10 protein-coding genes are annotated in these 13,882 nt (G+C 31.6%); 1 reads left to right on the top strand and 9 read right to left on the bottom strand.

Annotated features, from left to right (window positions below; all coding sequences use genetic code 11):
* Nucleotides 1–7: 7 nt before the first annotated feature.
* From N4T77_RS02370 to N4T77_RS02350, 5 genes are all read right to left on the bottom strand, one after another.
* Entirely contained in the window at nt 8–1,723 is a 1,716-nt protein-coding gene (locus N4T77_RS02370; protein WP_261670127.1) for a protein kinase domain-containing protein, read from the bottom strand.
* Between the two features lie 18 nt (nt 1,724–1,741).
* Entirely contained in the window at nt 1,742–3,766 is a 2,025-nt protein-coding gene (locus N4T77_RS02365) for a protein kinase domain-containing protein (RefSeq protein ID WP_261670126.1), read from the bottom strand.
* Between the two features lie 39 nt (nt 3,767–3,805).
* Entirely contained in the window at nt 3,806–6,229 is a 2,424-nt protein-coding gene (locus N4T77_RS02360) for a hypothetical protein (protein ID WP_261670125.1), read from the bottom strand.
* 67 nt (nt 6,230–6,296) lie between these two features.
* Entirely contained in the window at nt 6,297–6,962 is a 666-nt protein-coding gene (locus N4T77_RS02355) for a B3/4 domain-containing protein (protein WP_261670124.1), read from the bottom strand.
* A 212-nt stretch (nt 6,963–7,174) separates the two neighbouring features.
* The gene (locus N4T77_RS02350) at nt 7,175–7,636 is read right to left on the bottom strand and encodes a hypothetical protein (RefSeq protein ID WP_261670123.1); all 462 of its coding nucleotides are present in this window, start codon (nt 7,634–7,636) and stop codon (nt 7,175–7,177) included.
* A gap of 204 nt (nt 7,637–7,840) precedes the next feature.
* On the opposite strand from N4T77_RS02350, the gene N4T77_RS02345 reads away from it, so the two are divergent.
* Nucleotides 7,841–9,073: an aminopeptidase gene (locus N4T77_RS02345; RefSeq protein ID WP_261670122.1), complete on the top strand. Its 1,233-nt coding sequence runs from the start codon at nt 7,841–7,843 to the stop codon at nt 9,071–9,073.
* 119 nt (nt 9,074–9,192) lie between these two features.
* On the opposite strand, the gene N4T77_RS02340 is transcribed toward N4T77_RS02345, so the two are convergent.
* The 4 genes from N4T77_RS02340 to N4T77_RS02325 all read right to left on the bottom strand — a co-directional run bounded on the left by N4T77_RS02340 (nt 9,193) and on the right by N4T77_RS02325 (nt 13,836).
* Entirely contained in the window at nt 9,193–10,950 is a 1,758-nt protein-coding gene (locus N4T77_RS02340; protein ID WP_261670121.1) for a helicase-related protein, read from the bottom strand.
* Nucleotides 10,951–11,206: 256 nt separating this feature from the next.
* Nucleotides 11,207–12,364 (bottom strand): M20 family metallopeptidase, encoded by a 1,158-nt coding sequence (locus N4T77_RS02335; RefSeq protein WP_261670120.1) that lies wholly within the window; start codon nt 12,362–12,364, stop codon nt 11,207–11,209.
* A gap of 106 nt (nt 12,365–12,470) precedes the next feature.
* Nucleotides 12,471–13,193 carry an amino acid ABC transporter ATP-binding protein gene (locus N4T77_RS02330; protein ID WP_261670119.1) on the bottom strand — a complete coding sequence of 241 codons (723 nt, stop codon included), beginning with the start codon at nt 13,191–13,193 and terminating at the stop codon, nt 12,471–12,473.
* Complete coding sequence (locus N4T77_RS02325; protein WP_261670118.1) at nt 13,186–13,836, bottom strand: amino acid ABC transporter permease; 651 nt, start codon at nt 13,834–13,836, stop codon at nt 13,186–13,188. Before N4T77_RS02325 ends, N4T77_RS02330 begins: the two co-directional genes overlap by 8 nt.
* Nucleotides 13,837–13,882: the final 46 nt, after the last annotated feature.

Below are 13,882 nucleotides of genomic sequence, written 5' to 3'. Positions count from 1 at the left end.
CTAGTAATTATGAATTCTTTAGTTTTGAACCGCAATTTGGACATATATAATCTTTATTAAGCTTCTTCAACTTATCTATATGATGTTTATTTTCTTTAACTATTTTTTTGCATATTACACAGGTAGCCTCCACAGTGTTAGTGGTCACCTTTTTATATTCTGTTGGAAACAATTCTTCTGAGGCAAAATCAGACTGAAGAAGCACTAAGTAGTAACACATATTTTCAATCCATGTTTTAGTATCCACTCTCTTATTGTTTCTAAATACATTATAAAACAGTTCCTTTGTAGCATATGGCAAATTACTCCATATAAATCTCCAAGGTCCATCCGGCGCCTTTTTATTACTCTGTTCTCCAAGAGGATAGGAAAAATTCATTGATCTTATATTCTCACTTGGAGATCCTCCCCCCTGATGAGAATAGGGAGGTTTTCCAGGGTGTAAAAGCATAAACATAAGTGTAGCAACTGCAAAGTATTCCTGCTCAAAAGTTCTTAAAAAAGTTTTGAAATCTTTTCTCTGAATTTCTGGAGCAGTATAATTAATGGTACCTACTGGACAGGGATAAGCTTCTATTTGATAGCTATCTGTATCAACAAAATATACTTCTTTTTCACTTTTAATTAGTATATTGTTTGGGTTTATATCCCCAATTATGATATTCCTGCTGTGTAAATAGTAGATTTTTCCTAAGATGTTTAAACACAACTCTACTAGGTGCTTTCTTGTCCAATAAGGAAAGTTCTTTAAAAGTAGTGGTTTAACAAACATTGCTGTTTGTAGTGTTTTTCCTGTAGCCCTATGCATTAGATAGCCTACAAAGTTGTTTTTATAAGTAACATAGTCTATAGGCCAGCAGATGCCTTTTATAGATATATCCGATTGAAGCATTAGAAGAATCTTATCCTTTTTATTTTCAGTTAGCTTTTCTTGGTAATATATCTTACATATCAATCCGTTATCTGTAACATATATTTTTCCTTCTCCCCCATCGCCAATTTCCTCTACCAACTTTAACATACCATGTTTACCAGAGGATACAACATCATTTAACTCTGGCACCTTTAATACTCCTAAAAGTTTGTTATTGTCAGGGGTTATATTACTTTTCAATTGATATCTTTCTTTTGCTTTTACTCCATTATCTATAGCAGATATCAATTTATTTGCAAGCCTCTTAGCTTTGTCCTTGTTATCTTCAGTTCGGTCAAAGGAATTGTCTCCTGACCTTCCTTTTTGTTCTCTATTTTTAAATATTTCTTCCCAGTCTCTTAAGTTTGAATCTTCATTAATCCGAAAAACTAGTATGTCTTTGCCAAAAACCGCCTGTTGATTCTTTATTGCCAAAATAGCATTTGCAAGCTTACTATCTTGGGTGATCAAACACATGTTGAATTCAGTAACCTTATCCATAAATACCTTTAAAAAAGTGTGATCAGCAAATTTATCCTTTTCTGTACCGATTGGATCTATTAGTTGCTTTCTTATAAGCCTATTAACCAAAGTTCCTGCTTTTTTCGCTTTATCTCTAGTTTCTTTCTTATTACTTTCTTGCAGCCTGTTTATTTCTTCTGCAACCTTATATTGAACTAAAATTTTTCTTCCACGGTTTTCTAGCTGATTAATAAAATTGCCTTGAAAAAACACCTCTGCCTGGTCACACATAAAGCTACAGGTATCAACAAAGATTAAGTATTTTTTTAAAATTGTATCAAGATTCATCTTTGTTCACCTCACAATTTATGAACACTCATAAATTTCCTTATATTTATCATAGTAAACGCCATACCATAATCCAGTACCGCTAACTAGAAGTTCTTTTATATTAAATCTTTTCATAAGCTCCTTGTACATAAATAGTCCCATTCTCATTATTGCTAGATCTTCTGCAGTATTCTCGTTTTTTTCGGTAGACCCGTGAATAGCCTCATATACGTCTCCGACACTATTATATTTTATAGCTATTTCATCCTCTGTCTCTCTAATTTTATTTTCAATATATTCTAGAGTTATTTTTGTTCCATGTTGTCTCTTATTAGTAGCCTTACCAGTAGCTCTTGTTATTACAGTGCCCACGCTTATACAAGTAGCATCTTCTGCATTGGGAGCGTGTTTCTGAAAATAGTATCTTAGCTTGTTGTTAATCTGCTTATCAACTTCCTTAAATGCTCTTCTTATATCTGTATCTATATTGTTATTTACAAACAGTCTGTTTTCTAAAACAACAGTGCCTAGGTCTAAGCTATAAGTTTCTAATATTCTACCCTTTTCAAAAAGAGTTATTTCTGTGGAGCCTCCCCCTTGGTCGATTAAAATAAATCTCTGTTCAGTATCTTCAATATAACTTTTGCCGCTAAACATGAAAGCATCTAGAGTAGCTTTTGCTTCTTCCTCCTTTGTCAACACCTTAACATTTAAGCCGCACTCTTCTTTTATCAATTTAAGTATATTCTTATTATTTTTAGCACTTCTTATTGCTGCAGTAGCTACAGTATACACAATATCTACTCTGTGTGCCTTAAGTGCGCTTTTAAAATGATCTATTACTGGTATTACTTTTGCTTTAAAAAATTCCAAATCCATATTATTTTCAGCATCTAATCCCTTACCTGTATTGGTAAGCTTGGCCTCTCTTTTAAAGCTCTTAAAATTAAATCCTCTAGTCTTTATTTGTTCTAAATCACCAATTAACATTTTTACAGCTTTAGTACTTAACTCTATAACTGCAATATTAGGATCATATCTTAAACTTTCATTAACAACAGTTTCTATTTCACCAAAACCTTCATTTCTTCTATTCATTGAAACAGAAATATCTTCAACGTATTTAGTAGTGGAATCAGGAAAAATGTGTTTTTCATAGTTGTCATTTACTAGTTCCTTTTTATAACCTTCTAATAACTTAATCCACTCTTTCGGTGACAATCTAGTATCAAGTTTAAAAGTATTGTAAAAGGCCTCCTTTAGCTCATAAGACAACTCATTCCAGATGAATTCCCATGGTCCCTTTGGCGCTAAAAAATTAGCACTTTCATCAAAGGGATAAGAGAAATTTTTCTTTATAATGTTATCTACAACATCTTCTCCACCCTGAAAAGAATATGGGGTTTTCCCAGGAAGATAAATCATAAATAGTAATGTGGCTATAGCAAAATATTCATGGTTAATTGTTCTAAAAAAGGATCCAAAGTTTTTTCCTTGTATCTCCGGTGCTGTAAAGATAGGAGTTCCGACTGAACATTTATAATCTCCAATTTGATAACTATCTGTATCCACAAAATAAACTTCCTCTTCAGAATTCACCAAAATATTAAACGGATTCAAGTCTCCAACTATTACATGATTTTCATGCAAAAAGTCCAGTTTTTTTAGAATGTTTATAGCTAAATTAGTAAGATTGACTCTTGTCCAATCTGGAAACCTTTTTTGTAAAAGCGGTTTCATGAATACAGATTTCTGTAATTCATAGCCCTTTGCTTTACACATGATGTATCCAATGAATTTCCCTTCATGGTTAAAAACCATATTTTCTGGCCAACAAATTCCAGAATAACTTATCCTTCTACTTACCATGAGCTTAATCTTCTCTTCTAGCTCTTGTGTAAGTCTCTCTTCGAAATAGAGCTTAAGTATCTTATCATCCTTAGTTTTGAATACAGTTCCCTCTCCACCAGAACCTATCTCTTCTAATTCATCTTTGCTTATCCTGTTATCATTTTCATCATAGTAATAATTTGATGATTTACCAAAAAAATTTTTAAACATATTTTCACCTTTTTCTTCAACTAAAATTAGTACTGTAACTTAGCTCTCTGATATATGAAAAATTTCTAAATCACCTATATACTCCACATCATCTCTATTTTGTACTGACAGAACAAATAATTCTGTTTTATTTTCATTTAATTTAATTATAAATTTATTGGTGTTTTTAGAAATGTTGGCTATATTATCTATACCAAATAGCTCTATATACTTTTCTAATGAAGTTTCTTCTCTTCTTGTATATTGCTTGTTTCTAAAAATATAGTTACTAACTACCTCTAGGTTATCACAGCCAGATTTTAAGTAAAATTCCACTTCATTGGTCATCATATTTTTCATTACGTAGTTTATATTTTTTTCCTCATCTATAAGAATAACTTCCTCACCCTTGAAATTCTTAGTAGAAACAATGTATTTTATATTTTCTCTATGGTTTGTAACTACCGCTTCTATAGTGCCTTTAATAACTTCTTTAGAATACTCTTTGGCAGCCTCAATACAGTCATAAACTGAAGAACTTTTTACCATGTTTCCAGGTATAAATTCCTTTACTACCTCCCTCACTGCTTGTACTAAAAACTCTTCTCCTACAAGAATAACTTTTTCATTATAATCATGTAGTATGCTTTTAATTCCTAAGTACATTTCACCAGCTATAATTCTTTTTATCTCTTCACTTTTGATTAGTATTTCCTTTTCATATACTAGGAGAGATTGATTTTCTCTTCTATATAATTCTAATTTAATAGTTCCTTCAGTTCCGTTCATTATGTTTAAAGCTGTTAATTTTAATATATAATAGTTATTTCTAATTCTGTAGTAATCTTCATCTAACTCTAACTGATTAAAATCTGTTGGAAATAGTAACTGAGCCTTTTCAAAGTGCAGGTTTAACTCCTTATTAATGTGTTCCAAAGGTTCATTATTGTCTATCTTCCTAAATATTTTTTCACATTCTAGGAAAAGTGAACTTTCATCGTTAAAAGAATTTGCTAATTTGTATTTCATATAACAGGCTATTTTTTCCGCTAATCTATTAATACTTAATACAAAGCTTTGCTCTAATATTTTCTTATCTATAGTTAAAATATAGGAAAATTCTCCTTCTTTCATATTACTGCTATATTCAACTAGTTCACATTTGTTTTCCTCTAGATTTATTCCTAGATACTTGTTACTACCTGCTTTCTTATCCGTTGTACTCATTTCATAAATAATTGCACTTATATCATCTAGTTCCAATGAACCTACCGACTTACATTTCAAATCACATTCATCTAATATTTTTTTAGCAATTAAGTTATTTTTTGTTAAAATATACAGGAAACTGATAGCTATATTTAAGTCATTGTTTATCTTGCTTATTAATTTATTAAAGAAAGCTTTTAAAACCTTCTGCCTTTCTATAGTACTAATTTCTTCACTGTTCTCTTCATTGTTTCCAAGTTCCTGAAGCCATTTATCAAAATTGACTATAAATGTTCCTTTCAAAAGTTTATCTTTTAAGACATTTTGTAAATCCTCGCCAAATAGAACATCTACTTTATCTAAATATATGTCCTCTACATATATTACATTTGGTATATTATAATAGATAAACTTTCCTTCTTTTCTTATTTCTACTTTTAACAAAATAGAAGTAGAAGTAAAGCTAACATATAACTCCCCGTCGTATCCAATTTTCTGTGATAGAGAATCTGTAGAATTATTGTACTTTTCATGTGAGCTTTTTCTTTCTTCTACTTTCTCTAAAAGGGTTTCCTTTTCAAACTCATCATAATACTCATCATAATACTTTCTAACTTCGATTTCATCATAAGCTTTCCCTTGACAATCTAAAATCATCATTGCTAATTCTGATCTATCATATCCGTAATAGGAATCATCCGTTTCTTCTTTTATTAACTGCAAACTTGAACAAATATCTGCTAAAGAGCGGTAATCTAATGCTTTTAAATCTTCAAAGTTGTAGCTTCTAGAATCACTATCCTTTGGAAAATCTTGTAGTATCTTATCTTCAAATTGACATTCTACTTCTGCTTGTGTTTCCTTGTCTTCTACTATATTTTCATTTTCCTCTATGTAACAATCCTGAGCATCGTTATTTTTTTCTTCTCTAAAGCTCCTTTTAAAGAGCTCCTCTAAAGAGAATATGGATTTTTCCTCTGAAAAATCTATCTTTTCTTTAGTTGCGTCTTCACCTAAGTCTATATCTACCAAGCTTTTCTCTTCTTCATAATCAATTGATTGGTTAACTATTCCCTTATTATTTACATCCTCACTATTACAATCAGCTATTTGAAATATTTTTTCAATTAAAACATTTCTTTTATAAAGAAGATGACCGTATTCCGGAAAACTCATTTTTAATTCCTTGCAAATCTTAATAATACTGTCTAATGTGGCCTTCTTTAAATCATCTTCTGAATAAGCCCTACCATTTACTATAATTTCCCTACCCAAAATCCCATCACACCTTATAATTTATTATGACTTTTCCCATTAAGCTGTATTATAAAATAGCAGCTTTCTATGAAATTATTCCAGAATGAATATTTTTTCCCTCTGCATACTTTACTAGAAGCTCTTTACAGTACTCTATATACTTATCTAAATTCCTATCTCCGTTAAAAGAGACTATAGCCATAATTAAATTTTTTGTATCCTTCGTAACCATTGCTCTTACAGAATCAGAAGTTGTGCTTCCAAACTTTCCCTTACTGTCTTGAAATACTGGTAAGCAGGATATATTAATATCTCCTCTTCCTATTCCTTCATAGCAGTCTCCTTCTTCTCCAATATTTAAGTAAATTTCTGAATCTATTTTATCCATATCATAAGCACATACAGGGTGAAATGATGCTATTGAAATTAGATTATTAATATCTACTATATTGTTTACCTTATAAAGTCCTTTTCCCTTTACTACACGTCTTGCCAGAGATTCAGAGGAAACCCTATATCTACTAGGATCCTTTCCTAGCTTCTTATATGCAGCTCTTGCAGCAGCTATATTCTCTATTTTTAAAACATCCTGAAGGGAATTATCTTCAGCAATTCTATTACAAACAGTAGAAATTTCCTCCCATAACTTTTCATTACTGTCTTTTACCTCTACCTGTGCTTCAACATATCCAATTGTTAGAACTTTTCCAAGTACACTTCTAATGTCATCTGATATTTTTATCGCAACCATTTTTTAAGCTCCTTCCTAGTAATAAATCTTTAGTGCATCTGCATTAATTTTATCTTATTCTAGTAATTATATCAAATTTTTGTTAATTTTTCTTCTAAATTTTTATTTTTCCTATTAATATGAAATATTATCTGCATTAAATAAAAAAACCTAATGCCATAGTCAGCATTAGGTCCTTTTTAATTTACTCTATAAGTTAAATATATTATTTACTATCTACAAACAAATTCATCGATTCTTCTTAAGTCAACGCCAAAGTAAACCCATCTTCTTCCATTCCATCTGTATCCAGAGGCAGTTGTTCTATCAATTCTAGTTAAATATGCCCAAAAAGAATTGCCATTTCTCAGCCATATATATACGAATCTGTTTCTGCAGCGTCTAATTGAGCCTGGAGAAACTGCAAAAGTCTGTGGTCCTCCAGGTCCTCCAAATCCTGCTGATGGTTTTTGAGGAACTCTTCCTGGAGGTGGTGGTAAGTTTGGAGCTCCTTGTCCTGGAGGTGGTGGGAAATTCGGAAATCCTGGTCTTGGAGGCTGATTAAATTCCTGTCTCATAAGCAAATCTTCCTCATACTGCTGGCACATTTCATAAAATGGACATACTTCTTCATAGTCTCTTAGTTCTTCAACATCTTCGTAGTCGTAATAAAAGTCTTCATTTCTAAAATACACTCTTAACACTCCTAATTAGAATTACACTAGTTATAATATGTAGGTAGATTAATATTTGACACAGGAAGATTAAAATTATTATAGTTAAGATATATAAATGCATATATTTACCTCCATTAGCTAAATATATGTATTTAAATCAATTAAATGTGGTATAATCTTAATAATTATCATTGGATTTATAGTTTAAAAAGGAGAGATAAAATGAATAACTTAAACGATTTTCTAAAAAAGTATGCAGAACTTTCCGTTAGAGTTGGAGTTAACCTTCAAAAGGGTCAAACACTTGTTATAAATTCACCAATTGAATGCGCGGATTTTGTAAGACTTATTGCAAAAGAGGCTTATAATGCTGGTGCTAAGGATGTCCATGTAGAATGGAATGATGAAGAACTTACTCTTATAAAGTTTCTAAATGCTCCTGAGGAATCCTTTAGTAGTTTTCCTAAATGGAAGGCTGATGGTTATGAATATCTTGCTAAAAATGATGCTGCCTTTCTTTCCATATCAGCTTCAAATCCAGAACTTTTAAAAGATGTGGACTCAAAGAGAATTTCTGAAGCAAATAAAGCTAAATCTATTGCTTTGAAAAAATATAGAGAATATATAATGAATAGTACAGTTTCTTGGTCAGTAGTTTCAATTCCAACAAGGTCCTGGGCTAAAAAGGTATTCTCAGATTTACCTGAAGAAAAAGCTATGGAGAAACTTTGGGAAAATATATTTAAAATAGTAAGAGTTGATAAAAATAGCCCACTAGAAGCCTGGAGTGAACATTTAAACAATCTTAAAAATAAAGTAGATTTCTTAAATGATAAAAAACTAAGAAAGCTTCACTTTCTTTCAAAAGATACAGATTTAACTATAGAATTGCCTGAAAAACATCTATGGGCTGGTGGTGGAGAACATAATTCAAAGGGCACCTATTTTGTTGCAAATATGCCAACAGAGGAAGTGTTTACCCTTCCATTAAGAACTGGCGTCAATGGTAAGGTTAAAAGCACCAAGCCTCTAAACTACAGTGGTAATCTCATTGAAAATTTCACATTAATTTTTAAAGAAGGTAAAGTGGTTGACTTTTCAGCGGAAAAAGGCTATGAAACCCTAAAAAAACTTTTAGACACCGATGAAGGCTCTTGCTACTTAGGAGAAGTTGCACTAGTACCCTACGATTCGCCAATCTCCAATTCAGATGTGATTTTTTACAATACTTTATTTGATGAAAATGCATCTTGTCACTTAGCTCTAGGAGAGGCCTACCCAACTTGCCTTGAAGGTGGTAGTGAAATGAGCAGCGAAGAACTTAGCAAAGCAGGTGCAAACATTTCGTTAACGCACGTTGATTTTATGATAGGATCTGCTGATCTTAATATTACTGGAGAAACTAACAGTGGAGAAATAGTTGATATATTTAAACATGGAAATTGGGCCTTTTAGTAAGTAGTCCTTAATTGACTATGAATAAACTTTTTTATAGTAAAAAAATAATCTTCATAGTCAATTATATTTAAAGATTTGAACTAGTTTCTACAAACAGCTACTTTTCAGCATTTATGCTAAATACTTATTAATATCTTATTTATATCTTCACTTACAGCTAAACGCTCATTATATACCCAGTCCTCATCAAATTTCAAATTCAATGTCTTTGAAAATGAATAGTATAAGTTGATTTTTTGGTAATAAAGTTCAAGCTCATAAAGTTCCTTAAATTTACTAAGTGGTTTAGTTATAGTTGCACTTTTAGCAATAAACACTTCATCTATATAACTTAAAAAAGTATCCATCAATGCTGAACTAGATACATCAAAGGGGATTTTTAATAATTTCCACTCTATACTTTGTTCTAGCCTATAGGACTTTATACTATCTAAAACTATTAAATACTCTCCTATATCCATCTTTTTATATAGCTGATATTTCTCTTCTCTAGTACTCCATAAAGCTAGTTTTTCTCTAAGAGATAAATTCTTGATTTTTAAAATAGCTTCACTAGGACCTAACACTGCTTCTTCGATTTTTCTATCCTCTGCATCTATCATTTCCTTTATAAAATTTTGACTATCACCATAGGATGCTACATAGCCTATTTCATATATTCCTTTTCTTCCTGCTCTCCCTGCAATCTGCTTAACTTCTTGAGAGTTTAAGTACCTAAATTCGTTTCCGTCAAATTTTTTCACATCCATAAATATTATTCTCTTTATAGGAAGGTTAACTCCCATACCTATGGCGTCAGTAGTTATTAAAATTGTGGTCTCCTTATTTATAAACTGTTCATATTGTTTTCTTCTAACTTCTGGTGGTAAATCCCCGTAAATTAAACTAGCTTTAATACCTAATTCTGCATAGTAATAAGCTAATTCTAATACTCTTTTCTTAGAAAATACCACTAAAGCATCCCCATCTTCAGCTTTCTTATAGGAAAAACTCTCATATTGCATTTCCAGTGGTATATTTCTCTTATACTCTTTAAATTCATATTCGTCCTGACAATCTTCTATTATACTAATAAGCAAATCTTTTGCATTTAAAGCTCCACATATATGTACTTCTCTGCTCTTTATTCCAAGTAGGGCTCTTGTCCATGCTGCTCCTCTTTGATCATCATTTATCATTTGTATTTCATCTATAACTGCTACATCGTAATCTCTATCTAGGTCTAATTTTTCTATTGTACAAGATATATGTTTAGCTTCTTCAACTAATATTTCTTCTTCCCCTGTTAGGAGATTACACCTAACTCCCTCACTGTTTAATCTTTCGAAATTTTCTAAAGCAAGTATTCTAAGCGGTGAAAGATAAATTCCATTTTCTCCTTCCTTTAATCTTCTCATAGCATTATAGGTTTTTCCTGTATTTGTTTCTCCTAGGTGAAGATAGAACTTTCTTTTAAGCTTTCTGGTATCTTCATATTCATTTTTTGGATTGTCCGGAAATACCCTGTCAAATTCTTTAGATACTAGTGCTGGAATATGACTGGTTATCAGTACTCCCATAATTCCTGATTTTAAATAGTTATCAAAGTTATCTTTAATTACTTCATGAACCTTAAAGCTAGTATTGTTTTTTCTATTATAATCTTCTATAAGTCTTTCTGATATATACTCTAATATATCTAGGTATTTGTCAAAAACATAATTATAATCTCTAATACCTGCATCTTCAAATTCTTTTAAAAGTCTTATTTTTTTTCTTATTGCTGCTTCATGTTCCCATAATGCATTTGTTTTAGTATGCTTAACTATTTCCTCTATCTGACCTATTTGGTTTTTTATTTTTCTAAAGTTTCTTTCTACTGCTCCCCTTTTCATAACTCGTCCTCCTAAGGTGAATTTATTAATATTATTTTGCCGTAAACTATATCTTTTATTTATAGTAACCAACTAAATAATAACATTAAATGTTTACATTATTAAATAATAAAAAAGAAATGATATCTTTATTTACATAAAAACTCCAAAAGGGTAACATTTTTGTTAAGGTGGCTTATATTTTTTACAACCAAATAGATATTAATGATGGAGAAAAACCCTTTAAAGTTATATTAATGTTTTTCTCCTAAAATTATTACTTAGATCTGAATTCATCTTTAATCCTTTCTAAAAGATTATTGTTAGTAATTACATCATACCCTGTAAGTGCCAGTGCAGTTGCTCCTTTAACAAGTGCTTCATGAGCCGCCGCCGTTATAGTTGCATTTGCAAATTCCTTACTGTGAGATACTGCATTTTCACAATGAATTCCAATATAGGGATGGATTGCAGGGACTACATTACTTACATTTCCCATATCAACAGATCCATAACTGGCTCTAGGTGGGAGTATATCTTTCACCCCAACATATCTTAGATTGTTATTAAAGGTTTGAGATAAGGTTTTGTTGGTTATCATGTTATCGTAGGAAATCTCGTAATTGCTAATTTGTAACTCAGCTCCTGTAATTAGAGCAGCACCCTTAGCTATGTTCTTAACCTTTTCAACTACGCTGTTTAAATTTTTTCTTGTAGATGCTCTTACGTAAAATTGAGCAACTGCGTTATCTGGAACAATATTAGCTGCAATTCCACCTTCCTTTATAACACCATGGATTCTTACATCAGAAGTAACATGTTGCCTTAAAGCATTTATTCCATTAAAGGTTTGTATTACGCCATCTAATGCATTAATACCAGCTTCCGGTTCAGCAGCGGCATGAGCTGCCTTTCCTTTAAACTGAAATTGAAGTGCGTCCATAGCAAGAGTGTTGCCGCTTTCAAAAGTAGACTCTGCTGGATGTAATATCATAGCAATATCTACGTTATTAAACACTCCTCTCTCCGCCATATCCACTTTTGCTCCATCACACTCCTCTGCTGGAGTACCTAAAACAGTAATTTGCCCTCCTATCTCCTCCACTACCTTACTTAGAGCTGCTGCAGCTCCTATTCCCATAGTTCCAATCATATTATGTCCGCAGCCGTGGCCTATTTGTGGCAGTGCATCATACTCACATAAAAAGGCAATATTAGGACCTTCCTTTTTGCTGTCATAAACAGCTTTAAAAGCCGTAGGCCTTTCTATTATACCTAATTCAACACTAAAATTATTTTCTTTCAGAAATGATGTTAATTTTTCCACTGCTTTAAATTCTTCATTTCCTAGTTCTGGATTATTATAAATATAGTCATTTATATTGCAAAGCTGTTCTTTCATTCTTTCTAATTCTTTAACTATTAAATCTTTCATATAATCCTCCTTTAATATTTAGAAAGCACAGCTTATAGTAAGCTGTGCTTTCAATTCTTTTGATTTTTCATAAAAATTTTATTAAAGCAAAACTTGCTTATAACATCTATAAAACTTTAGCTAAAAAGTCTTTAGTTCTTGGATGATTAGGATTTGTGAATATATTCTCTGGAATATCCTCTTCAACCACTACGCCTCCATCCATGAATAAGACTCTGTCTCCCACTTCTCTAGCAAATCCCATTTCGTGGGTAACCACTACCATAGTCATTCCTTCAGAGGCAAGCTCCTTCATAACATCAAGAACTTCCCCTACCATTTCAGGGTCAAGTGCTGAAGTCGGCTCGTCGAATAACATTACATCTGGCGCCATAGCAAGGGCTCTTGCTATAGCTATTCTTTGTTTTTGTCCTCCAGATAGCTGTCCTGGATAATTATTTGCTTTATCATCAAGTCCTATTCTTTTTAGTAAATCAAAGGCTATCTTATTAGCTTCTTCAGCGGTCATCCCTTTAAGTTTTCTAGGCCCTATAGTTATGTTATCTAATACTGATAGATGTGGAAACAAATTAAACTGTTGAAACACCATTCCCATCTTTTGTCTCAACTTATTTATATCAGTTTTCTTATCAGTTATTGAAATTCCTTCAAATACAATTTCTCCATCCGTTGGCTCTTCAAGTAAGTTTAAACATCTTAAAAATGTACTTTTACCTGATCCACTAGGACCTATAACTACAACTACTTCACCTTTTTCTATTTGTACATCTACTCCCTTTAAAACATGTAATTTATCAAACTTTTTATGCAAACTATTTACTTTAATCACTTGTCTTCAATCTCCTTTCAAAGGCACCTACTACTTTTGATAAACTAAAGGTTAATATGAAATACATTATAGCAGCAACTATTAAAGGTTCAAATGGTTTGAAAGTGTTACCTCTAACTGTATCTGCATTGTACATAAGTTCATGTATACCTATTATTGAAGCTATAGAAGATTCTTTTATAACTACTATAAATTCATTACCTAAGGCTGGCAAAATATTTTTAACTGCCTGCGGTATAATTATATATCTCATTGCCATTCCTGATTTCATTCCAAGAGATCTTGCTGCTTCCATTTGACCTTTATCCACCGCTTGAATACCAGCACGTATTATTTCTGCTATATATGCAGCACTATTTACTGACAACGCTATAATACCTGCAGCAAAGTCTGGAAGTGCAATGCCTAAATGGGGCAATCCATAAAATACTATATATAACTGAACAAGTAGAGGAGTTCCTCTAATAAATTCTACGTAAGATGCTGCTATTACATTTAATATTTTTTTATTTGATAATCTCATTAGTGAGAGAAGTAATCCAAGCATAAATCCAAAAAGTACTGTAAAAAATGCTAAGACTATTGTAAACTTTACTCCGTTTATAAAAAATGAATAATACTCAGATAAAAAACTGAAATCCAAAATTTTGTCCTCCCTATCTTTTATTGTTATTAAATTTGCCTAGTAT

Origin of the sequence: Clostridium sp. CX1, assembly GCF_025398335.1 — a bacterium.
Classification (GTDB): Bacteria; Bacillota; Clostridia; order Clostridiales; family Clostridiaceae; genus Clostridium_AM; species Clostridium_AM tanneri.
The sequence above is the reverse complement of the archived record's forward strand: the minus strand, read 5'-3'. Positions and strand labels throughout refer to the sequence as shown.